22 protein-coding genes are annotated in these 21,239 nt (G+C 62.5%); 14 read left to right on the forward strand and 8 right to left on the reverse strand.

All coding sequences use genetic code 11. The features are described 5' to 3' along the window. Window positions 1-3 precede the first annotated feature (3 nt). Together B5526_RS35715 and lpxB are read left to right on the forward strand one after the other, a co-directional pair. Entirely contained in the window at window positions 4-897 is an 894-nt protein-coding gene (locus B5526_RS35715; RefSeq protein ID WP_079544319.1) for an LpxI family protein, read from the forward strand. Further along, on the forward strand, window positions 897-2,087 hold the full coding sequence (gene lpxB, locus B5526_RS35720) for a lipid-A-disaccharide synthase (protein WP_079544320.1): 1,191 nt from the start codon (window positions 897-899) through the stop codon (window positions 2,085-2,087). The genes B5526_RS35715 and lpxB overlap by 1 nt, the downstream gene beginning before the upstream one ends. Window positions 2,088-2,246: 159 nt before the next feature. Here the strand turns inward: lpxB and B5526_RS35725 are convergent, their stop codons facing one another. Beyond that, entirely contained in the window at window positions 2,247-3,233 is a 987-nt protein-coding gene (locus tag B5526_RS35725; RefSeq protein WP_079544321.1) for a helix-turn-helix transcriptional regulator, read from the reverse strand. A 241-nt stretch (window positions 3,234-3,474) separates the two neighbouring features. Here B5526_RS35725 and B5526_RS35730 point away from each other — a divergent pair, with 241 nt between their 5' ends. Then, complete coding sequence (locus B5526_RS35730) at window positions 3,475-3,669, forward strand: hypothetical protein (protein WP_079544322.1); 195 nt, start codon at window positions 3,475-3,477, stop codon at window positions 3,667-3,669. 29 nt (window positions 3,670-3,698) lie between these two features. Then, window positions 3,699-3,902 carry a hypothetical protein gene (locus B5526_RS35735; protein ID WP_079544323.1) on the forward strand — a complete coding sequence of 68 codons (204 nt, stop codon included), beginning with the start codon at window positions 3,699-3,701 and terminating at the stop codon, window positions 3,900-3,902. Window positions 3,903-4,293: 391 nt separating this feature from the next. Here the strand turns inward: B5526_RS35735 and B5526_RS35740 are convergent, their stop codons facing one another. Beyond that, window positions 4,294-5,274, reverse strand: a complete 981-nt coding sequence (locus B5526_RS35740) for a helix-turn-helix transcriptional regulator (RefSeq protein ID WP_079544324.1) — start codon at window positions 5,272-5,274, stop codon at window positions 4,294-4,296. Window positions 5,275-5,523: 249 nt separating this feature from the next. On the opposite strand from B5526_RS35740, the gene B5526_RS35745 reads away from it, so the two are divergent. The 5 genes from B5526_RS35745 to B5526_RS35765 all read left to right on the forward strand — a co-directional run bounded on the left by B5526_RS35745 (window position 5,524) and on the right by B5526_RS35765 (window position 7,609). Then, window positions 5,524-5,763: a hypothetical protein gene (locus B5526_RS35745; RefSeq protein WP_154071622.1), complete on the forward strand. Its 240-nt coding sequence runs from the start codon at window positions 5,524-5,526 to the stop codon at window positions 5,761-5,763. Between the two features lie 27 nt (window positions 5,764-5,790). After that, complete coding sequence (locus tag B5526_RS35750; protein ID WP_079544326.1) at window positions 5,791-5,994, forward strand: hypothetical protein; 204 nt, start codon at window positions 5,791-5,793, stop codon at window positions 5,992-5,994. 174 nt (window positions 5,995-6,168) lie between these two features. Beyond that, on the forward strand, window positions 6,169-6,363 hold the full coding sequence (locus B5526_RS35755; protein WP_154071623.1) for a hypothetical protein: 195 nt from the start codon (window positions 6,169-6,171) through the stop codon (window positions 6,361-6,363). Between the two features lie 29 nt (window positions 6,364-6,392). After that, window positions 6,393-6,596 carry a hypothetical protein gene (locus tag B5526_RS35760; protein WP_079544328.1) on the forward strand — a complete coding sequence of 68 codons (204 nt, stop codon included), beginning with the start codon at window positions 6,393-6,395 and terminating at the stop codon, window positions 6,594-6,596. A gap of 71 nt (window positions 6,597-6,667) precedes the next feature. Further along, complete coding sequence (locus B5526_RS35765; RefSeq protein WP_079544329.1) at window positions 6,668-7,609, forward strand: ADYC domain-containing protein; 942 nt, start codon at window positions 6,668-6,670, stop codon at window positions 7,607-7,609. A 46-nt stretch (window positions 7,610-7,655) separates the two neighbouring features. Here B5526_RS35765 and gltA read toward each other — a convergent pair whose 3' ends face one another. Both gltA and gltX read right to left on the reverse strand, forming a co-directional pair. Next, window positions 7,656-8,960, reverse strand: coding sequence for a citrate synthase (gene gltA, locus B5526_RS35770; RefSeq protein WP_079544330.1), 1,305 nt, complete (start codon window positions 8,958-8,960; stop codon window positions 7,656-7,658). A gap of 162 nt (window positions 8,961-9,122) precedes the next feature. Beyond that, complete coding sequence (gene gltX, locus B5526_RS35775; RefSeq protein ID WP_079544331.1) at window positions 9,123-10,547, reverse strand: glutamate--tRNA ligase; 1,425 nt, start codon at window positions 10,545-10,547, stop codon at window positions 9,123-9,125. Between the two features lie 137 nt (window positions 10,548-10,684). On the opposite strand from gltX, the gene B5526_RS35780 reads away from it, so the two are divergent. Further along, window positions 10,685-12,367: a glutamine--tRNA ligase/YqeY domain fusion protein gene (locus tag B5526_RS35780; protein WP_433994611.1), complete on the forward strand. Its 1,683-nt coding sequence runs from the start codon at window positions 10,685-10,687 to the stop codon at window positions 12,365-12,367. 168 nt (window positions 12,368-12,535) lie between these two features. Here B5526_RS35780 and B5526_RS35785 read toward each other — a convergent pair whose 3' ends face one another. Beyond that, a complete protein-coding gene (locus tag B5526_RS35785) occupies window positions 12,536-13,201 on the reverse strand; it encodes a TetR/AcrR family transcriptional regulator (protein ID WP_244562146.1) in 666 nt (221 codons plus the stop codon). 346 nt (window positions 13,202-13,547) lie between these two features. Here B5526_RS35785 and B5526_RS35790 point away from each other — a divergent pair, with 346 nt between their 5' ends. Genes B5526_RS35790 through B5526_RS35800 form a run of 3 tightly spaced genes read left to right on the forward strand, consistent with a single transcriptional unit; the run spans window position 13,548 to window position 17,112 of the window. After that, entirely contained in the window at window positions 13,548-14,351 is an 804-nt protein-coding gene (locus tag B5526_RS35790; protein WP_079544332.1) for an SDR family NAD(P)-dependent oxidoreductase, read from the forward strand. Window positions 14,352-14,392: 41 nt separating this feature from the next. Next, a complete protein-coding gene (locus B5526_RS35795; RefSeq protein WP_079545929.1) occupies window positions 14,393-15,514 on the forward strand; it encodes a DUF5938 domain-containing protein in 1,122 nt (373 codons plus the stop codon). Window positions 15,515-15,573: 59 nt separating this feature from the next. Continuing rightward, a complete protein-coding gene (locus B5526_RS35800; protein WP_079544333.1) occupies window positions 15,574-17,112 on the forward strand; it encodes an AMP-binding protein in 1,539 nt (512 codons plus the stop codon). Window positions 17,113-17,211: 99 nt separating this feature from the next. On the opposite strand, the gene B5526_RS35805 is transcribed toward B5526_RS35800, so the two are convergent. Both B5526_RS35805 and B5526_RS35810 read right to left on the reverse strand, forming a co-directional pair. Further along, on the reverse strand, window positions 17,212-17,547 hold the full coding sequence (locus B5526_RS35805) for a hypothetical protein (RefSeq protein ID WP_079544334.1): 336 nt from the start codon (window positions 17,545-17,547) through the stop codon (window positions 17,212-17,214). A 55-nt stretch (window positions 17,548-17,602) separates the two neighbouring features. Beyond that, the gene (locus B5526_RS35810) at window positions 17,603-17,800 is read right to left on the reverse strand and encodes a hypothetical protein (RefSeq protein WP_079544335.1); all 198 of its coding nucleotides are present in this window, start codon (window positions 17,798-17,800) and stop codon (window positions 17,603-17,605) included. Window positions 17,801-18,066: 266 nt separating this feature from the next. Here B5526_RS35810 and B5526_RS35815 point away from each other — a divergent pair, with 266 nt between their 5' ends. Next, window positions 18,067-20,343 (forward strand): ComEC/Rec2 family competence protein, encoded by a 2,277-nt coding sequence (locus B5526_RS35815; RefSeq protein WP_079544336.1) that lies wholly within the window; start codon window positions 18,067-18,069, stop codon window positions 20,341-20,343. Between the two features lie 131 nt (window positions 20,344-20,474). On the opposite strand, the gene lexA is transcribed toward B5526_RS35815, so the two are convergent. Next, complete coding sequence (gene lexA / locus B5526_RS35820) at window positions 20,475-21,182, reverse strand: transcriptional repressor LexA (protein WP_079544337.1); 708 nt, start codon at window positions 21,180-21,182, stop codon at window positions 20,475-20,477. Window positions 21,183-21,239: the final 57 nt, after the last annotated feature.

Below are 21,239 nucleotides of genomic sequence, written 5' to 3' on the forward strand. Positions count from 1 at the left end.
GCCATGACCGCCAATACTTTGGAGACTTCAAAGGCTTTGGAGAGTTCAAAGGCTTTGGAGATTTCATCACCGGTCGGCCTGATCGCGGCAGGCGGCGTCATGCCGTTCGCGGTCGCCGATTCGCTTGCCGCGCGCGGCATCGATCCCGTCCTGTTTGCGCTGAGGGGGGCCTGCGATCCGGTGGCGGTAGCGCGTTTTCGCCATCACTGGATTTCGGTCGGCCAGCTCGGCCGCGCGATCAAACTGTTTCGCAGCGAGAACTGCCGCGACCTCGTGTTCATCGGCACGCTGGTGCGGCCGGCATTGTCGGAGATCAGGCTGGATTGGGGGACGCTTCGGGTCATCGGCCGGGTGTGGGCCGCGTTCCGGGGCGGGGACGATCATCTGCTCTCCGGGATCGGCCGCATTTTCGAACAAGACGGTTTCCGCATGGTCGGGATCAGGGACGTCGCCCCGGACTTGCTGATGCCCGAGGGATGCCTCACGCGCGCAACCCCCGACCAGGATGCCGCCGCCGATATTTTGAGGGGACGCGAGGTGCTCCGCGCGCTCAGTCCGTTCGACATCGGCCAGGCCGCGGTCGTGATCGACGGTCATGTGGTCGCGGTGGAGGATATCGAGGGCACCGACGGATTGCTTAAGCGGGTGGCGCGGCTGCGCGGGGAAGGCCGCATCCGCGCTAGCTCCGGGCGCGGCGTGCTGGTGAAGGCGCCGAAGAGCGGCCAGGACCTGCGCTTCGATCTTCCGACGGTCGGGCCGCGAACCGTCGAGGGCGCGGCGGCAGCAAAACTTGCCGGGATCGCGATCGTTGCCGGCAACACGGTTGTCGCCGAACCGCAGGCGGTGATCGAAGCCGCTGACGCGGCAGGCCTGTTCGTGACCGGTTTGCCCGCGTGATGCAGGCGCGAACAACCACGGACGTCGCGCGCAAGATATTCCTGGTCGCGACCGAGGAATCCGGCGACCGCCTCGGCGCCGGGCTGATGAAAATATTGCGCCAGCGTCTCGGCGGCGCGGTGTGGTTCGAAGGCGTCGGCGGCCAACAGATGAAGCGCGAGGGATTGACGTCGCTGTTTCCGATCGAGGAATTGTCGATCATCGGTTTCGCCGGCGTCGTCAGGCAATTGCCGAAGATCCTGCGCCTGATCCGGACGACTACCGCGGCGGTGACGGAGACCTCGCCCGACATTCTGGTGATCATCGACAGTCCGGATTTTACCCATCGCGTGGCACGGCGCGTCCGTGCCCGCGATCCCTTAATTCCCATCATCGACTACGTATCGCCATCGGTCTGGGCGTGGCGGCCCGGCCGCGCGCGCGCGATGCGCACCTATATCGATCACGTCCTTGGCCTGTTGCCGTTCGAGCCGGCGGAATATTCAAGGCTGCGCGGTCCGCCCTGCAGCTATGTCGGCCATCCCCTGACCGAGCAGATCGCAACGCTGCGGCCGAACCCCGATGAGCAGCGGCGGCGGAGCGCGGCGCCGCCGGTTCTGCTGGTGCTTCCCGGCAGCCGCCGCAGCGAGATCAGGCATCATTTGGCGGTGTTCGGCGAGACGCTGGACCGGCTCAAGGCGGAAGGCACAGCGTTCGAACCGGTCCTGCCGACCATGCCGCATTTGCAGGAAGCGGTTCGCGAGGGAGTCAAAAACTGGAAGGTCGAGCCGCGGATCGCGATCGGCGAGCAGGAAAAGCGGTCGGCATTCCGGATCGCCCGCGCCGCACTTGCCAAGTCGGGCACGGTGACGCTCGAACTTGCGCTCGCGGGCGTGCCGATGGTCACGGCCTACAAGGTCGGCGCCGTCGAGGCGTGGATCCTGCGCCGCGCGATCCGCACAAGTTCGGTCATCCTTGCCAACCTCGTGGTCGGCGAAAATGTCGTTCCCGAATTTTTGCAGGAGGAATGCACGGCCGAGAAGCTGTCGCGGGCGCTGCGCGAGGTGCTTGAGGAGTCTCCCTTGCGACAGCGGCAGGTCGAAGCGTTTGCAAAAATCGACACCATCATGTCGACCGGCGATCAGCCGCCGAGCGTGCGGGCCGCCGACATCGTGCTGGCGACGATGCGGAAGGCGCGGCGCGCGAGTTAGTAATCCGTCATCCTGAGGAGGCTGAACGGAAATGCATCCAGCATTTGACTCGATATTTCGTCATGGCCGGGCTTGTCCCGGCCATCCACGTCTTTCTCGTCTAGATACCACAAAGACGTGGATGCCCGGGGACAAGCCCGGGCATGACGAGTTTCGCGATCAGCCTTTTATTGCCACGCCCTGCGCCCGCACCTCCGAGGGCGTCATGCCGAACTGCCGGCGAAAAACGCGATTGAAATAAGAGAGATCGCCAAACCCGCATTCATAGGCGATGGCGCTGATCGTGTGTCCGGCGCGGGCGGGATTACGCAATTTGCGCAGAACCAAGGCGAGCCGCCGGCCGGTGACAAAGTCGGAGAATGTCGTTTGCTCGCCCGCAAACAGCATACGGAGGTAACGCGGGGTGATGCCGTGGCGGTCGCAAACAACCTCAATCGAGAGATTGCGGCTGAGCAGATTTCCCAGGATGTCGCTCTTGATCGCGCTCAGCCGCGCCGCCGGGATGCCGCGGCCCCTGGCGACCTCGATCGCGTCGCGTGTCCCGCCAACCGCTGCGGCAACGAGATCGTAGATGTGGTCGACGACTATTCGTTGAAATTCCGGCCGCAACGGTCCGCCGGTATTCTGCAAGATGCCGGCGTAGTTGATCAATAGGCGCAGCGCGTCGCAACCGGGCGGAATCGGCCGCATGACGGCATCGTCTGCATTTGGGACAAGCGGGCCGATCGCCGCGCGCGGCAAGTTGAGCATAAGAATGCGATGATCCGGCGTCGGCCAGGTGACTACAGCGATCTCGCCGAGCGTAACGAGCGTCGCCGCCCGCTCATCGAGCACGAACTGCTGACCTCGTTGCGTCACGAGGCTCGGGCTTTGCAGGTTCATGATCATGACAAGGTCATCGCGGCCGTCGGCGAGAAGCTCGGGGGTTCGCCATGCGCGCATGCCGCCGCCCACGTTCAACGACATCGAGGCGCCGCCGAGCGATCGGATCCGGATCGTCATGGCGGAACGAAATCCGGCGTCCGGCAGCGGCTCGATGTCAAGCCCGAAAACACTGCGCCCGAACTGCCCGCGAACGATCGCGACGCCGTCGCGTTCGAGAGAATTCTCTGTCGAATACCGAATGATGTCTGAGTTCTGCTGCATCAACCATCAACACCGCTGAACCCGGGTCAACACCGATGAACCCGGATTATTCTCTTCAAATGAGTGCGATGCATCAAAAAGCGCGTGAGATTTCCTTTTAGTCCGTATGTACTTCCGCCGAGTCCAAGCCAGGAGCGCGCGGACGTGGTTTGGAGGGTGTGCAGGCCTTTTCGGCCATAGCTTCGAACCTGTGCCCGATCTGGCGCTGCGTCAAACCTGTATGATGCAATGGAGATTTCGGATGACACATAAGATCGTGAAGATGATGTTGACGGGTGTTGCGCTCGCCGTGCTCGGAGCGGCGCCAGCTTTGGCCGATCCCGGGCTCGGGACTACCAACGCGCGGTCCACCAACTTGCTCAGCACTAACGCACAGTCGACCAATTCCGCGGGCGAGTTCGGCCGCGTGGTTGCGGTCGAACTTCCGCGCCGTTAAGCGCAGCACGCGATAAACGGAGATTTCGGATGACACATAAGATCGTGAAGATGATGTTGACGGGTGCCGCGTTCGCCATGCTGGCAGCGGCGCCAGCTTTGGCCCAGTGCCCGACGTGCGGGCTCGGGACATACAATGGGCTGTCCACCAACTTGCTCAGCACTAACGCACAGTCGACCAATTCCGCCGGCGCGCTCGGCCGCGTGGTTGCGGTCGAACTTCCGCGCCGTTAAGCGCAGCACACGACAAACGGGGTGGCCATCATCGCGACCGCCCCGTTTTCCTGGCGCGGCGAACGAATTAGCCTAGAGCCTGATGATTTTGAGTTGAATCGTCGCCTGCGCAAGTTCGATCACCTCGCCCCGCTCGCGGGGAGAGGTCGGATCGCGCAGCGATCCGGGTGAGGGGGATTCTCCGCATACGTTGTGCTTCAGCATTCGCGGAAACAGCCCCTCACCCCAACCCTCTCCCCGCGAAGAGCGGGGCGAGGGAGAAGTCACCGCTGCGCCTCAACCTAAAGTCATCACGCTCTAGACCTCATGGTGAGGAGCGCGGCAACGCCGCGCGCCAGCGTATGCCCGCCACGCCCGCATATAAGCTGATGCCTGAAAGTCTCGATCGGTATCAGCGTCTTGTTGCGACACCCTGCGCCCGCACGTCCGAAGGCGTCATGCCGAACTGGCGACGAAAAACGCGATTGAAATAAGAGAGATCGCCAAACCCGCATTCGTAGGCGACGGCACTGATCGTGTGTCCGGCGCGGTCGGGATTACGCAATTTGCGCAGAACCAAGGCGAGCCGCCGGCCGGTGACAAAGTCGGAGAATGTCGTTTGCTCGCCCGCAAACAGCATGCGCAGGTAGCGCGGCGTAATGCCGTGGCGGGCGCAGATAGTCTCAATCGAGAGATTGCGGCTGAGCAGATTTCCCAGGATGTCGCTTTTGATCGCGCTCAGCCGCGCCGCCGGGATGCCGCGGCCCCTGGCGACCTCGATCGCATCGCGTGTCCCGCCAACCGCTGCGGCAACGAGATCGTAGATGTGGTCGACGATGCATCGTTGCAATTCCGGCTGCAAAGGCGCGTCAATGTCCAGCAGGGCGCCGGCATATCGGATTAGCAGGCGGAGCGCCGTGCAATCCGGCGCAATCGGCCGTAACACGGCGTCGTCTGCATTAGGCATAAGCGGGCCAATCGCGGCCCGCGGCAGGTTCACAATGAGGCTGCGATGGTTCGTTTGCGGTCGCAGGATTCCGCCGAATTCGCCGATCGTGCCGAGGGTAGCCGACCGCTCATCGAGCACGATCTCTTCGCCCCGTTGCGCAACGACACTCGGGCCTTGCAAGTTCATGATCATGATAAGGTCATCCCGGCCGTCGGCAAGGAACTCGCGGGTTCGCCATACGCGCACGCCGCTACCCACGTTGGAGGTGATCACGGCCCCCGGCAGCGACCGCATCGTCGAGGTCAATCTAAATGGAACTTGCGGCAGCGCCGCGATGTCGAGCCCGAACTGGCTGCGCCCGAACTGCTCGCGAAAGATCGCGACGCGGTCGCGTTCGGGAAAATCCTCCGTCGAAAGCCGGATAATGCTTGAGTTCTGCTGCATTTCAACTCCGCTGAACCCGGGGTCAACACCGCTGAACCCGGATTATTCTCCTCAAATGAGTGCGATGCATCAAAAGATGCATCAAAAAACGTGCCAATTTCCTTTTAGTCCGTACGTACTTCCGTTGAGTCCAAGCCAGGAGCGCGCGGACGTGGTTTGGATGGGTGTGCGGGCCTTTTCGGCCACGGCTTCGAACCTGTGCCCGATCTGGCGCTGCATCAAACCTGTATGATGCAATGGAGATTTCGGATGACAGACTACATAATGAATGTGGTGTTGGCGGGTGCCGCGCTCACCGTGCTCGGAGCGGCGCCAGCTTTGGCCGATCCCGGGCTCGGGACCACCAACGCGCTCTCCTTCAACACGCTCACCGCGAACGCGCTCAGCAGCAACTCGCTCACCACCAACACGCTCACCACTAACGCACAGTCGACCAATTCCGCCGGCGCACTCGGCCGCGTGGTTGCGGTCGAACTTCCGCGCCGTTAAGCGCAGCACACCGAATGGAGATTTCGGATGACACATAAGATCGTGAAGATGATGTTGACGGGTGCCGCGTTCGCCATGTTGGCGGCGGCGCCAGCTTTGGCCCAGTGCCCGACGTGCGGGCTCGGGACCGTCAACGGGCTGTCCACCAACTTGCTCACCACTAACGCACAGTCGACCAATTCCGCCGGCGAGCTCGGCCGCGTGGTTGCCGTCGAACTTCCGCGCCGCTAAGCGCAGCACACGACCAACGGGGTGGCCATCATCGCGACCGCCCCGTTTTCGTCTCCAACTGTGGGGGCGGCATGGCCGAACTTATGCCTCGGTCTGGCGCCGCATCAAAACCTGTATCGTGCCAAAACCTGTATCGTGCCAAAACCTGTATCGTACAATGGATGGAGATTTTCTATGACACGTAAGATCATGAATGTGATGTTGACGGGTGTCGCGCTCGCCATGTTGGCGGCGGCGCCAGCTTTGGCCGATCCCGGGCTCGGGACTGCCAACGCGCGGTCCACCAACTTGCTCACCACTAACGCACAGTCGACCAATTCCGCCGGCGCACTCGGCCGCGTGGTTGCGGTCGAACTTCCGCGCCGCTAAGCGCAGCACACGACAAACGGAGATTTCGGATGACACATAAGATCGTGAAAATGATGTTGACGGGTGTCGCGCTCGCCATGCTGGCAGCGGCGCCAGCTTTGGCCCAGGGCGTGCCGTCCGGGATCCTGACCCTCAACGGGCTCACCTCGAACATTTTGTCCACTAACGTGCAGTCCACCAATTCCGCCGGCGAGTTCGGCCGCGTGGTTGCGGTCGAACTTCCGCGGCGTTAAGCGCAGCACACGACCAACGGGGTGGCCATCATCGCGACCGCCCCGTTTTCGCCTCCAACTGTGGGGCCGACATGTCGTTATCTAGACCGATTGATATCGCGTTACGCGCGGCGTGGCTTGCTGCGCTGCTTACCGTTCTGACCGCCGTGGCCATTCCGCTCGGTGTTGCCGGGCCCGCCACCGATGCCGCGCCTGTGCAAACGCTCGAGGTCGAAGGCACGCGCTTCAAGATCACGCTCGCCGACGGCCGCGTGCTGCGCTCGCCCGATCTCATCGGCGCCAATCTGCTGATCGATCAGGGCAACCGCGTGCTGCGTGTCCGCCTCGACGGCATCGAGCCCGACCCTGACGACAAGCGCGCCGAGGTTTCCGAGGCCGATCGGCTCTGGCTGCATAGTCTGTCGGTCGAGGCGCCGGATGGATCCTGGGAACCCGTATGCCAGGCCGGTCCTGACGGGCGGCGTCAGGCAATTCCGGTTCGCGGTCGCTTCTCGGCGGCGGATGGACGCTTCGCTGACGGCGAGGCCGGTGCGTTCGAGCTCGCCTGCACCGGCGGCGCCATGGGCAAGTGCATCCGCTTCGGTTATCACCCGTGGCAGAAGCGGGCCTGGCCGGTGTATACGCTTTCCGGGGAGGCCGTGAACGAGAAGGCCTTGCAGCAACAAACCGAGGCTTCCCCGCCGTCGTATCTGACGCTTTACAATGCGTGCCTGCGCATGGTGCGGGCGGACTACGGCGGCGACGGCAGCGGCACCACCAGGAACGGCATGCGCATCGATCTCTATGATGCGCGCAGCACCCGGGTCCCCGCGAATGATCCTCGCATGGCCTTCGAGGCCGGCTGGACCGATGCGGGCGCCGTGTGCGTCAACCATCCGCGCGTGGTGGAGAACGTCACGCTCGCCGACATCACGGAACGCTGGCCCAGGCTCGCCGGCAAGACCGGCGCCATCTGCACGGAAGAATTCGCCCGCTCGCTCGGCGCGCTGTTGTTCAACCGTTCGGTGCCGTAGCGTGTCCGCTGCGTGATGCGGACCGGCCGCATCCGCCGTCGACCTGTTATTTGCGCTTGTCGATATCGACGTATTCGCGGCGCGGCACGCCGGTGTAGAGCTGGCGCGGCCGGCCGATCTTCTGCTGCGGATCCTCGATCATCTCGCTCCACTGGCTGATCCAGCCGACGGTGCGGGCGACCGCGAACAGCACGGTGAACATCGAGGTCGGGAAGCCCATCGCCTTCAGCGTGATGCCCGAATAGAAGTCGACATTCGGGTACAGCTTGCGGTCGATGAAATACTGATCGTGCAGCGCGATCTTTTCCAGTTCCAGCGCGACCTTCAGCATCGGGTCGTCGCCATGGCCGGTCTCGGCCAGCACGGCGTGACACATCTTCTGCATGATCTTGGCGCGCGGATCGTAGTTCTTGTAGACGCGGTGGCCAAAACCCATCAGGCGGACTTCGCTGTTTTTATCTTTCACCTTCCTGATGAACTCGGGAATGTTGTCGACCGTGCCGATCTCGGCCAGCATCGCAAGCGCAGCCTCGTTGGCGCCGCCGTGCGCCGGGCCCCACAGGCAGGCAATGCCGGCGGCGATGCAGGCGAAGGGGTTGGCGCCGGAGGAACCGGCGATCCTCACCGTCGAGGTCGAGGCGTTCTGCTCGTGGTCGGCGTGCAGGATGAAGATTTTGTCGAGCGCGTTCGCCAGCACCGGGTTGATCTTGTATTCCTCGCAGGGCACCGCGAAGCACATGTTCAAAAAGTTCTCGGCGAAGGAGAGCGAGTTCTTCGGATAAATGAAGGGCTGACCGATGGTGTATTTGTAGGCCATCGCGGCCAGCGTCGGGACTTTCGCGATCATCCGCATCGATGCGATCATGCGCTGGGTCGGATCGTTGATGTCGGTGGAGTCGTGATAGAACGCGGCCAGCGCGCCGACGGCGGCCACCATGATCGCCATCGGATGGGCGTCGCGGCGGAACCCCTGGAAAAACCGCGCCATCTGCTCGTGGACCATGGTGTGATGGATCACGCGGCTATCAAAATCTTCCTTCTGCGCCTTGGTCGGCAGTTCGCCGTACAGCAGGAGGTAGCAGGTTTCGAGGAAGTCGCCGTTTTCCGCGAGCTGCTCGATCGGGTAGCCGCGGTATTCCAGGATGCCGGCATCGCCGTCGATATAGGTGATCTTGGACTGGCAGCTCGCCGTGGAGGTGAATCCGGGGTCGTAGGTGAACATCCCGGACTGGCCGTAGAGCTTGGCGATGTCGATGACATCAGGCCCGACGGTGCCGCTTAAAATCGGGAAATCGTAGGTCTTGTTGCCGACCGTCAGCGTTGCAGTTTTGGCGTTGGATGTTGCGTCCATCGTGAAGTCCCCGATGAGATCGTTGCGTGAACCGGCGTCTCGGGCAGGCCCTACCAATATAGGGATGGCGCGGGAAGCCGGCTGTTCAGAAGGCACCTCTTAAATGGGTATCTTATTGCTGTGTGCACTGCAAGATGGGCATTCCCGGCCCGCAATACCACCCTATGAGGGGGCCTGATCGGCAAGCCGGGCCAGGCATTCCTGTTTCCCCAATACTGAAAGCACGTCGAAGATGCCGGGCGAAGTGGTGCGGCCGGTCAGCGCCGCGCGCAGCGGCTGGGCCACCGCGCCGAGCTTGAGATTGTTGGCCTCGGTGAAAGCCCGCATCGCGGCTTCCGTGGTTTCCGAAGTCCAGGGGTCGACCGCTTCGAGCGCGGCACGAAGCCTGGCGATCAGCGTGCGATTTTCGTCCGTCAATACCGCAGCCGCCTTCGGCTCGATCTCGAGCGGCCGGTCGGCGAAGATGAAATAGGAGCCGTCGATCAATTCGATCAGCGTCTTGGCGCGCTCCTTCAGGCTCGGCATCGCCTGCAGCAATTGCGCGCGCGTGGTGTCGTTGAGTTTTGCCTTGAGATCGGAACCGTTGGGGACGTAATCCAGAACGCCTTCGAACATGGTCACGAGAGATTGATCGTCGGCGTGGCGGATATAATGGCCGTTGAGGTTTTCCAGCTTGGCGAAATCGAACCGCGCCGCCGAGCGGCCGATGCCGGAGAGGTCGAAGGCTGCGATCATCTCGTCGGTGGAAAATATCTCCTGGTCGCCATGGCTCCATCCGAGCCGGACCAGATAGTTGCGCAGCGCCGCCGGCAAATAGCCGAGCGCGCGATAGGCCTCGACACCCAGCGCGCCATGGCGTTTTGACAGCTTCGAGCCGTCGGGGCCGTGGATCAGCGGAATATGCGACATGTTCGGAATGTCCCATCCGAGCGCGTCGTAGATCTGCTTCTGGCGCGCGGCGTTGATCAAATGGTCGTCGCCGCGGATGACGTGGGTGACGCCCATGTCGTGGTCGTCGACCACGACCGCGAGCATATAGGTCGGATTGCCGTCGGCGCGCAGCAGGATGAGATCGTCGAGGGTCTCGTTCTGCCAGACCACGCGGCCCTGGACCTGATCCTCGATCACGGTCTCACCGGTCAACGGCGCCTTGAGGCGGATCGCGGGCGGCACACCAAGGGGCGCTTCGGAAGGGTCGCGGTCGCGCCATAACCCGTTATAGAGACGGGTGCGGCCCTCGGCCCGCGCCTTCTTGCGCATATCGTCGAGCTCATCCGGGGTGGCATAGCAGCGGTAGGCCTTGCCGCTGGCGAGCAGTTGTTCCGCCACCTCGCGGTGGCGCGCGGCCCGGGAGAACTGGTAGATGACCTCGCCGTCCCAATCGAGCTCGAGCCATTTCAAGCCGTCCAGGATGGCCGCAATCGCCTCCTTGGTCGATCGCTCCCGGTCGGTGTCCTCGATCCGCAGCAGCATCTTGCCGCCGAGCTTGCGCGCGTAGAGCCAGTTGAACAGCGCCGTGCGGGCTCCTCCGATATGGAGAAAGCCGGTCGGCGAGGGGGCGAAGCGGGTGACGACGGGAGCGGTCATTACGGGAGCAGGTCGCGGACAAAAGGGGCATGCCAGAGGCGCGGTGGTGTATAGCAGGAACTATGCATAACTAAAGCCTTCCTTAGGGGGTGCGGATTTGGCAGAACGTCCGCATGAATCCCGAACTGGACATGAGAATGACGACAGAACCGGTAGCGGCAGAGGCGGGGCGCGATTTCATTCGCGACATCGTCCAGGCCGACCTCGACAGCCATAGACACAGCGTGATCGTGACGCGCTTCCCGCCGGAGCCGAACGGCTATTTGCATATCGGGCACGCCAAGTCGATCGCGCTCAATTTCGGCATCGCGCAGGAGTTTTCCGGCCGCTGCCATCTGCGGTTCGACGATACCAATCCCACCAAAGAAGAGCAGGAATATATCGATTCCATCCAGGCCGACGTGCACTGGCTCGGCTACGACTGGGGCAAGAACCTGTTCTATGCCTCCGATTATTTCGAGCGGCTTTACGAGTGGGCGGAGATCTTGATCCGCAACGGCGACGCCTATGTCGACGACCAGTCGCAGGAAGAGATCCGGCTCACGCGGGGCACGCTGACAGAGCCCGGCAAGAACAGTCCGTTTCGCGACCGCCCGGTTGCGGAAAATCTCGACCTGTTTCGCCGCATGAAAGCCGGCGAATTTCCAAACGGCGCGCGCGTGCTGCGCGCCAAGATCGACATGTCCTCGGGCAACATCAATCTGCGCGACCCCGTGCTCTATCGCATCCTGCACGCGACGCATCCGCGCACCGGCGACAAATGGTCGATCTATCCGAGCTATGATTACGCCCACGGCCAGTCGGACGCGATCGAGGGCATCACCCATTCGATCTGCACGCTGGAATTCGAGGACCACCGGCCGCTTTACGACTGGCTGCTCGACAAGCTGCCGGTGCCCTCGAAACCGCACCAGTATGAATTCGCGCGGCTCAATCTGACCTATACGCTGTTGTCCAAGCGCGTGCTGACAGAGCTCGTGCGCGGTGGCCACGTCTCGGGCTGGGACGATCCGCGCATGCCGACGATCGCCGGATTGAAACGCCGCGGCGTGCCGCCGGCCGCGATCCGCGAATTCGTCAAGCGCATCGGGGTTGCCAAGGCCAACAGCGTCGTCGACGTCAACATGCTGGAATTCTCGATCCGCGAGGCTCTCAACAAGACGTCACTGCGGCGCATGGCCGTGCTGCGGCCGCTGAAAGTCGTGATCGAGAATTATCCGGAAGGGATGAGCGAAGAGATCGAGGCGCAAAACCATCCGGACGATCCCGCCGCCGGCACCCGCCGGATCGCGTTCGGCCGCGAGCTCTTCATCGAGCGCGACGATTTCATGGAAAACCCGCCGAAGAAGTTTTTCAGGCTTTCGCCGGGAACCGAAGTCCGGCTGCGCTACGCCTATTTTATCACGTGCCGCGAGGTCGTGAAAAATGCCGCCGGCGAGGTGATCGAACTGCGCTGCACCTACGATCCCGCAACCCGCGGCGGCAATGCGCCCGACGGACGCAAGGTCAAGGCCACCATGCACTGGCTGCCGGCGGCCCAGTCGGTGCCGGCCGAAATCCGCATCTACAACCAGTTGTTCTCAAAACCCACACCGGACGCCGCTAATTTCGCCGCCGATCTCAACCCGCAATCGCTGGAAATTCTGCACGACGCGCGGGTCGAGCCGGCGATCGCTGAAGCCAATTCGCCCGAACCGATGCAGTTCGAGCGGCAGGGCTATTTTGTCAAAGACAAGGACTCGACGCCGGATCACCTCGTGTTCAACCGCACCATCGGCTTGCGCGACACCTTTGCGAAGGAAGTCGGCGGGAAGGGGTGATCCTGCGCGAGCGATCTTTTTTTGATCGTCATTGCGAGGAGCCAACGGGTCGCGCGGACGCGCGCCCGATGACAGGCTCCGCGACGAAGCAATCCAGCTTTCTTCGGTTCTCCAAAGCTGGTTTGCTTCGCTTGGCTTGCAATAGCCAGTTTGAACGGCCGCCAGCCGTTATGCAACGGTCGGGAGAAGGCGCTCCACTTCTTCCCGCAGGTCCGCGATCGCCTTGCGATCGCCCGAGAGATGCCGCAGCAGGCATCGCTGGAAGAGTCCATCAAACAGCGCATAGAGAGCGCCCCGGGAGACGACAGGCTGTCGGCCACCAAGTGAGGCGAAGCGGGACGCGACGCGCCACACCATATCTTCCAGGCTCTTGTCGATCTCGGCGACGTCGTCGCGAAAGGCCTCTTCAAACAGAGACTGCGAGCGAAGGTCGTACCAGAGGCGATGCATCCGCGCCTCGTCGCGAACCGTCTCGCCGAGCTTTTCCAGAAAACCCTTCATCAGTTCGTCGCGGCTCTGCGCGCTCGACGTGACCTGGTCGTAACGCGTGACGCACTTCGCCTTGTAGTGACGAACGCAACAGCAGATCAGGTCGACCTTGTCGCTGAAGTAATAGTGCAGCACGCCGTGCGTAAACTCGGATTTCTGCGCGATCTCGCGCAGGCTGGTCCTCGCATAGCCGAGTTCGGCCAATGTTTCCAACGCGGCTTCGGCAAGTTCGATTCGTCGCGCACTGAATTTGTCGACACGCGAGCGCTCGATTCGATCCGAGGGCCTATTCGGCCGTCTCGTCGTTTCAATTTTCCGCTGCATCACTCCGGATTCTTTGCGCACGCCTAAACTCCGAATCACCGCGTCACCTCGGCAGCAATCATGCCCCGAAGCGCCCTGCGAAATCATCCTCCACCCTCGTGGTTCAAGGATTACTTGACAAGTGTATAGATTTTGGACAATCGTCAAGATATTCTTGGGCAAGTGTCAAGTTTCCAAGCATCGCAGCCGGAAGAAGCTGCGCACGGGGAGGAAGAGCAGGCAGCACACCAGCGCTACCCAACCGTTCATTCCGGTCAGCCGACAGTCTTTTCTGATGAGCAACAGGCTCGCCCACCGGGCGGCATCCTGACCGCTCGGCAGGCAGCGGCGCGTCACAACAATGAAATCATGAAGGGAGGAGTATACGATGGGTGAAAAAAGTCTGGCAGGCCGCAAGGCTCTGGTCACTGGCGGCGCGCGAGGCATCGGCGCTGCGATCGCAGCGGCGCTTGCGAATGCCGGCGCTTCCGTGATGATCGGCGACATTCTCGCCGATCTCGGCAAGCAAACCGCCGGCCGTCTTGCAGAAACAGGCGCCAAAACCGGCTTTGTGGAACTGAACGTCACCGACGACGCGCAATGGGAAACGGCTGTCGCAGCCACCATCGCCACACTCGGTGGTTACGACATTCTGATCAACAATGCAGGCATCGAGATTACCTCGCTCGTCGTCGATCTTAAGGCTGAGGATCTGCGCCGGATGTGCGACGTCAACATCGTCGGCACCGGTCTCGGTATGAAGCATGCGTTTCGTGCGATGCGGCCTGGGGGGAGTGCAGGAGCCGGCGGCGCCATCGTCAATATCGCCTCGGTCGCGGCCACGATCGCATTCCCGGCCATTGCCGGGTACTCCGGCACTAAATCGGCTGTTGACCGCATGACGCGGGTCGCCGCGATGGAAGCGGGCAAGCTGGGTTACGGCGTGCGGATCAACTGTCTCTATCCCGGACTTGTCCCCACCGACATGGGCATGCAACTGGCCAACGACATCGTCGCCGCAGGACTCGCACCCGACGTCGCCGCCGCCGTCGCCTCGGTCGTCGAGCAGACGCCGCTTGGCCGGTTGGGCGAGGTCGGCGACATGGCCGACGCCGCTGTTTTCCTTTGCTCCAACGAGGCGCGCTTCATCACGGGTGCCGGCTTGCCGGTCGACGGCGGCATGGGCATGTAAATCGCCAAACGCAAAGAATAGAAATTCGGGAGGATATGAACATGAGCGAGAAAAAACCTGTCGTCGTCTATGGTGTTTCTGGCTACACGGGGCGTCTGGTTTGTGAATATCTGCGGGAATACAACATTCCCTTTATTGCCGCCGGCCGCGACGCCGCCAAAGTGAAAGCGGTTGTCGAAAAAATTCCCGGCATCGAGACCGCGGACTACGAAGTCGCCGAGGTTGAGCACACAGTCGAAGCGCTGACTAAGCTGTTCAAGGGCGCGAAGGTCGTGAGCAATATGGTCGGCCCATTTATCAAGTATGGTCCGGAGGTTGTCGAAGCCTGTCTTGCGGCCGGCTGTCATTATTCTGATACGACCGGCGAACAGGACTGGGTGCTGCTAGCGCAGGAACGCTGGGGGACAAAATTTGCGGAAAAAGGATTGCTGCTCGCGCCCAACGTCGCGCAGATGTACACAACAGGAGAAATCGCAGCGAACATATGCCTCGAAACGCCCGGGCTCGATACGCTCGATATCCTGGTCCTGTGGAAGGGCTTCCCCACCTATGCCTCGACGCAGACGATTTTCACCATCCTCAAGGCGAACTGGTACTACCTCGTCCAGAACAAATTTGTTGAATGGGATGTCACTGCCAATTTCGAGGTCAACGTTCCCGGTCAGCATGAGGGCGCCATCGCCGTGCCGTGGGGCGGCACTGCGCATCCGGTCTGGTTCAAGAACGATCCGCGCGTGTCGAACTGCAGGGTGCTCGGCGGCGTCATGCAGCGGGACGTTATGTTGGGCGTGGTTCAAACCCAGGAGATGGTGAAACAGAAAATCAAGCCGCTTCCGCCCGACCAGCAAGAGAAGGCGCTGGCCGATATAGCGGCGACGCTGCAAGCAACCATGCCGCCGCGCGAGAATCCGCGCATCAATACCTCGATCGACTCCGTCTATGCGTCGGGACCGCTTGGTCGCGCCCATTGCGTGATCCACGGAAATTGCAACTACAAGCAGACCGGAATGCTGCAGGCCTACGCCGCATTCTCGCTGCTGCAGGCTGCTCCCAAGAAGGTTGGCTTTGCCTCCGCCTGTCAGGCGTTCGGGCATCGGGAACTGCTGGGCCAGTTGCGAAGCTTCGGACTGGTGATGAACCCAATTCTGACGGTTCACAATTGATGCAACCGGTGGCGCGTACGACCGCGCCACCCGCCTTCTTTCCGGGAGGGAGGTAGTCCGTGCGGCTTGTCGACTATTTGGATAAGGGCGCGTCGCTTGGTGCTGATGCGCCATGTCTGACCATGGACGGAAAGGACCTGAGCTATGGTGACGTGCAGCGCCTTAGCTATCGGATCGCACGCGGGCTCGCCAATTCCGGCACTAGCCCCGGGGAGAAAGTCGCGATCCTGTCCGGCAACGATCCGACCGCCTTTGCCTGCGTATTCGGCATTTCGCGCGCCGGAGCTGTCTGGTGTCCGATCAATCCACGCAACGAGGCGGCAGAAAACCAGTTCATTCTCGATGCGTCCGATTGCAGCCTGTTGCTGTTTCACAGCGGCTTCGCGCCGATGGTCGACAAATTAAGGTCTCATCTGCCGAAGCTGCGCAAGCTCGTATGTCTCGACACCGAGATATCTTTCGCGCCGTCGTTCGAGCGTTGGCTTGCCGATGTCGACGGCCAGCCCTTTCAGCTCGATCCCGTTGATGATCTTGCGCTCATACCCGGCACCGGCGGAACGACCGGCAAACCCAAAGGCGTGATGCTCTCGGGACGCAACATCGAAACGATGACTGCGCTGACCCTGATGGGCTATCCGTTCAAGGGGCGCCCGACCTATCTGGCGCTGGCGCCGCTGCCGCATGCTGCCGGTGTGCTGTGCTTTCCCATCATGGCGCTCGGAGGCAGGGTGGTTATCATGCATCATCCAGACATCGGCGAATTCCTCGATCTGATCGCACGCTACCGGGTCACGCACACGTTCCTTCCGCCAACCGTCATCTACATGCTGCTGGATCATCCGAAGCTCGAAGGCGCTGATCTCGGCTCGCTGCAATGCTTCTGGTACGGCGCGGCCCCGATTTCGGTGGTGCGCCTGACCGAGGCGCTGGAAAAGATCGGCCCGATGGCACAGCTCTTTGGGCAGACCGAAGCACCGATGATGATCTCGATGATGCCGCCTGAGGACCATTACAATGCCGACGGTTCGATCGCGACTGAACGTTTGTCGTCGGCGGGCCGTGTCGGGCCGCTGGTTCGGGTCGGCATCATGGATGGCGAGGGCAATCTGATGCCGGCCGGAGAACGCGGCGAAATCGTCGTTCGTGGGTCGCTGGTGATGGATGGGTACTACAAGAACGCCGAAGCAACGGCGGAGGCCTCCGTGCACGGCTGGCATCATACGGGTGATATCGGATACCTGGACGCGGACAATTTTCTTTACATCGTCGATCGCGCAAAAGACATGATCATTACCGGCGGCTTCAACGTCTATTCCGTCGAGGTTGAGAACGCCCTTCAGGCCCACGAAACCATTCAGGATTGTGCCGTCATCGGTTTGCCGGACGAGAAGTGGGGCGAACGCGTTGTCGCCGTGGTGCAGCCGAGAGCAGGACGCACCGTCGATGTCGCCGCGGTATCGGCCTTCGTGAAGCAGCGGGTCGGGAGCGTCAAAACGCCCAAGCAGATTGAAGTCTGGGATGACCTTCCGCGTTCCAAAGTAGGCAAGGTGCTGAAATCCGAGATCCGCGCCAGGATGCTGGCGAACGGGAAGACATGACGACGGATCAGCAAGTACTCGTCGCAGGGGTCGGCATGACCCGCACCAGCAAGATTGGAAAATGGCTCATCGAGCAAGCAGCAATCACGAGTACGCCACCTAAAAGCAGTACCCGTAAAGCCCGCACACATAGGGCAGCCGGACGGCGTATCCTACGTAAGGCCCGCCGTAATACGGGCCGGGGTAATACCACGACCACGACGAACCGTAATTATAGATGCCGCGATTCCACGGCGGGTTCGGAAGCAGATTGTACGGGATGATCGGAGCCACATATTCGCGTGCGCGATAAGCCTCGACGCGGGCCTCGACACGAACTTCCGAAGGCTCCGCGAAAATCGCTCCCAGCCGGCTCTGGGTCGGAAGATCGGCGGCGCTTGCGGTCATCGCGGTGACGGCGGTAGCGAAGACGGACAGCATGATCCGGCGCGACATTTGCGAAGACCCCCGATTGATTCGGAAATCCTAGTCGCGCGGCCGTTAGGAATGGTTAACGCGGCAAGTCCGACTTCGGCTTCGCCAGTCCGAGGCCCGCCACTTGCTCGCGGACGGCTTGTTCCGAGAGCTTTTGCCTCGCCTTCTCTTCGATCAGGAGATTGATCAGCGCCAGCCGTTTTGGCCCGTCGACGGCTTCCGCCAGCAGCCTGTGATAACGATCGTAATCGAATCCCGCTTCCGTTTTGCCCATAGCCCCTGTCCCCAAGGCTTGATCCAGCAACCTATTTCAAGAACTTAATTCCAAGAACCTAATTCCAAGAATTCGATTCCAAGAATTCGATTTCAAGGTCTTGGTTAAAAGGCAAATTCCACCCGTTGTGATTGTCTCGCAACCGGCATCAAGGGCACAAGGCCCCGGACGCGGCTTTCCCCTGGTTTCTGCATCCGTTCCGCTATCGGGCGCTTGATGCCGTGCGGTAGCATCGTGCTCCCGGGTCAGTTGCAGGGTGTAGCCGGATGGCAGAGCGGGGCGGGGCCAGGACGCGCGGGGTTGCAGGAACCTGGCCGCCGCGCGGAATCGCGCCCGCGGCCGGCATCGCGCCTTCGGGTTTTGCCATCTGGCCGTCGTTTGCCGCGCGCCTGCGCGAATGGATCGCGGCCGAGGCGGGGGCCGGCCGGCTGTTGCCCTGGGTTCCCATCGCTTTCGGCACGGGAATCGCGTTCTATTTCACCGCCGATCATGAGCCGGTGGCCTGGGTCACCGCCGCTGCCGCAATCGGGCTTTGCCTCGCCGCGTACCTCGCGCGGCGGAAGAAGCTGTTTGCCGCTGCCGTGATGATCGCCGCGATGTCAGCGGGCTTTGCGGCGGCGACGTGGAAAACCGCGCGCATCGCCCATGGCGTGCTGGCGCGGCCGATGTTTGGCGTGTCGCTGTCGGGTTTTGTCGAGACCCGCGACATCCGCGAGCGCACCGACCGTTTTGTGTTGCGCGTCACGCAGATGGAAAGTCAGCGTTCGCAGATGAAGCTCGAGCGGGTTCGCCTCTCGGTGCGCAAGGGCACCGCGCCCGAGGTCGGCAGTTTTGTGGAGTTGAAGGCGCGGCTGCAGCCGCCGCTCTCCCCATTACGGCCGGGCAGCTACGATTTCGGCCGCGACATGTACTTTCAAGGCATCGGCGCGTCCGGTTTTGTCACGGGTGCGATCAAGACCGTTGAGCCGCCCGTGAGCGGCGGGCTGGCGCTGCGCTATGCCGCGTTCATGCAGGGCTTGCGCGATGCGATCGATGCGCGGATCCGGACCACGCTCGATGGCGACAAGCGCGCCATTGCGACCGCGCTTCTGACCGGCCGCCGCGACGCCATCACCACGCCGGTCAATGATGCGATGTTCATCTCAGGACTTGGTCACGTCCTCTCGATCTCCGGCTATCACATGGCGGTGGTCGCGGGCGTGGTGTTCTTCGCGATCCGTGCGCTGCTGGCGCTGATCCCGGCTTTGACCACGGGCTTTCCGATCAAGAAATGGGCCGCCGCCGCAGCACTCGCCGCGGCGGCGTTTTATCTGTTGCTGTCGGGTGCTGAGGTCGCCACGCAACGCTCGTTCTTCATGACGGCGGTGGTGCTCATCGCGGTCATGGTCGACCGCCGCGCGGTGACATTCCGCACGCTCGCGGTCGCCGCGATGATCGTGCTGGCGCTTGCGCCGGAGGCGCTGGTGCATCCGAGCTTTCAGATGTCTTTTGCGGCAACGCTCGGCCTCGTGGCGCTGGTGCAAATCGGCATGCCGCGTTTGTTTGCCTCGCCCGACAATTCGGCGACGGCAAAAGTGGCGCTATGGGGCGGCCGCGAGATCATGACGCTGGCGCTGGCCTCGCTGGTGGCGGGGTTTGCGACCACGCCCTATGCCGCCTTTCATTTCCACCGCGTCACGCCCTATGGCGTGCTCGCCAATCTCGCGGCGATGCCGGTAGTTTCAGCCGTGGTGATGCCGGCGGGCATGCTTGGCCTGCTCGCGATGCCGTTCGGCCTCGACGGTGTGTTCTGGTGGCTGATGGGCGTCGGCATCGACTGGATGATCGTGGTGACGGAGTGGGTCGCTCGCCTGCCGGGCGCGATCGGCCGCATGGCGGCGTTCGGGACCGGGCCCATGATCGCGGCGAGCGCGGGGATCATCCTGCTCGGGCTGTTGCGGACGCCGCTGCGCTGGTCGGGTGCGGCCGTGCTGGTGCTCGCCACGGTGTGGGCGCTCGCCGTGCCGCAGCCGGATATCCTGATTTCCGGCGACGGCCACAATGTCGGCGTCCGCGGCAAAGACGGCCGGCTGCATCTGATGCGGACCGGAAAGGACACGTTCTTAATGAAGGAATGGCTCGCCGCCGATGCCGACGAGCGGCAGCCTGTCGATGCTTCCCTGGCAGAGGGCGTCTCCTGCGATGATTCAGGCTGCGTGGCGCAGCTCGCCGATGGCGGTTTTGTCGCGCTGTCGCTCAAGCCCGAGGGGCTCGCCGACGACTGCGCCCGCGCTACGCTCTTGGTGGCCGCGCGGCAAACGCCGCCGGCGTGCGCGTCCCTCGTGATCGACCGCGATCGCTTGCAGCGACAAGGCACCATCGCGCTCCGACGGACCGGAGCCGGATTTGCGGTCGAGGCGGTGAGGCCGAAGGGTTATGACCGGCCGTGGTCGCCCGCGGTCGCAGGCGATAGCGAGACCGAGGCGGCGCTCGTTCGTCCCGCGGCTGTGCCGAAGGCCGTGGACGCGACGCCGGCGGAGGCCGATCAGCAGGGGGAGGAGTGAGGTGGACACGTCTCTTCTCCTCATCCTGAGGAGCGGCCTCTTGGCCGCGTCTCGAAGGATTAGGCCCGCACTGGGGCCTCATGGTTCGAGACGGCGCAAGGGCGCCTCCTCACCATGAGGAGAGAGGAAGTTCAATACTTCCGATAAAGCCCGATCAGCTTGCCCTGAATCTTGACCCGGTTGGGCGGCAGGATGCGGACCTCATAGGAGGTGTTGGCGGGCTCGAGCGCGATCGAGGCGCCGCGGCGGCGGAAGCGTTTTAGGGTGGCTTCCTCGTCGTCGATCAGCGCCACCACGATGTCACCGGTCTCGGCCGTCTCGTTGCGCTGGATCAGCGCCATGTCGCCGTCGAGGATGCCGGCATCGACCATGGAATCGCCGCGCACTTCGAGCGCGTAATGCTCGCCGGAGCCGAGCATGTCCGGCGGCACGCTGATGGTGTGGCTTCTGGTCTGCAGCGCCTCGATCGGCGTACCGGCGGCGATCCGGCCCATCACGGGGACCGCGACCGGACGGCTGCCATCATCATCCGCGCCGACGCTCGAAGAGCGCACCTTGCCGAGCGTGCCTTCGATGACCGAGGGCGTAAAGCCGCGGCGGCTGTTGCCGTTACCGGCGGCCGAAAGCTCCGGCAGCTTGATGACCTCGATGGCGCGGGCGCGGTTAGGCAGGCGGCGGATAAAGCCGCGTTCTTCCAGCGCGGTGATCAGGCGATGGATGCCGGACTTCGAGCGCAGATCGAGCGCGTCCTTCATCTCGTCAAAGGAAGGCGGGACGCCTGATTCCTTCAGGCGTTCGCTGATGAATCGCAGGAGTTCATATTGTTTGCGCGTGAGCATCTCGAGCGTTCCTCAGTTTGATCATGTTGATTGATTCCGAGACGTCTCTAGGAAAGA

The sequence above is a fragment of the Bradyrhizobium lablabi genome, from assembly GCF_900141755.1.
GTDB classification, from domain to species: Bacteria; Pseudomonadota; Alphaproteobacteria; order Rhizobiales; family Xanthobacteraceae; genus Bradyrhizobium; species Bradyrhizobium lablabi_A.

Coding starts and splice junctions, on each gene's coding strand:
- B5526_RS35715 (WP_079544319.1), top strand. CDS start 4: ATGACCGCCAATACTTTGGAGACTTCAAAGGCTTTGGAGAGTTCAAAG.
- lpxB (WP_079544320.1), top strand. CDS start 897: ATGCAGGCGCGAACAACCACGGACGTCGCGCGCAAGATATTCCTGGTC.
- B5526_RS35725 (WP_079544321.1), bottom strand. CDS start 3,233: ATGCAGCAGAACTCAGACATCATTCGGTATTCGACAGAGAATTCTCTC.
- B5526_RS35730 (WP_079544322.1), top strand. CDS start 3,475: ATGACACATAAGATCGTGAAGATGATGTTGACGGGTGTTGCGCTCGCC.
- B5526_RS35735 (WP_079544323.1), top strand. CDS start 3,699: ATGACACATAAGATCGTGAAGATGATGTTGACGGGTGCCGCGTTCGCC.
- B5526_RS35740 (WP_079544324.1), bottom strand. CDS start 5,274: ATGCAGCAGAACTCAAGCATTATCCGGCTTTCGACGGAGGATTTTCCC.
- B5526_RS35745 (WP_154071622.1), top strand. CDS start 5,524: ATGACAGACTACATAATGAATGTGGTGTTGGCGGGTGCCGCGCTCACC.
- B5526_RS35750 (WP_079544326.1), top strand. CDS start 5,791: ATGACACATAAGATCGTGAAGATGATGTTGACGGGTGCCGCGTTCGCC.
- B5526_RS35755 (WP_154071623.1), top strand. CDS start 6,169: ATGACACGTAAGATCATGAATGTGATGTTGACGGGTGTCGCGCTCGCC.
- B5526_RS35760 (WP_079544328.1), top strand. CDS start 6,393: ATGACACATAAGATCGTGAAAATGATGTTGACGGGTGTCGCGCTCGCC.
- B5526_RS35765 (WP_079544329.1), top strand. CDS start 6,668: ATGTCGTTATCTAGACCGATTGATATCGCGTTACGCGCGGCGTGGCTT.
- gltA (WP_079544330.1), bottom strand. CDS start 8,960: ATGGACGCAACATCCAACGCCAAAACTGCAACGCTGACGGTCGGCAAC.
- gltX (WP_079544331.1), bottom strand. CDS start 10,547: ATGACCGCTCCCGTCGTCACCCGCTTCGCCCCCTCGCCGACCGGCTTT.
- B5526_RS35780 (WP_433994611.1), top strand. CDS start 10,685: ATGACGACAGAACCGGTAGCGGCAGAGGCGGGGCGCGATTTCATTCGC.
- B5526_RS35790 (WP_079544332.1), top strand. CDS start 13,548: ATGGGTGAAAAAAGTCTGGCAGGCCGCAAGGCTCTGGTCACTGGCGGC.
- B5526_RS35795 (WP_079545929.1), top strand. CDS start 14,393: ATGAGCGAGAAAAAACCTGTCGTCGTCTATGGTGTTTCTGGCTACACG.
- B5526_RS35805 (WP_079544334.1), bottom strand. CDS start 17,547: ATGTCGCGCCGGATCATGCTGTCCGTCTTCGCTACCGCCGTCACCGCG.
- B5526_RS35810 (WP_079544335.1), bottom strand. CDS start 17,800: ATGGGCAAAACGGAAGCGGGATTCGATTACGATCGTTATCACAGGCTG.
- B5526_RS35815 (WP_079544336.1), top strand. CDS start 18,067: ATGGCAGAGCGGGGCGGGGCCAGGACGCGCGGGGTTGCAGGAACCTGG.
- lexA (WP_079544337.1), bottom strand. CDS start 21,182: ATGCTCACGCGCAAACAATATGAACTCCTGCGATTCATCAGCGAACGC.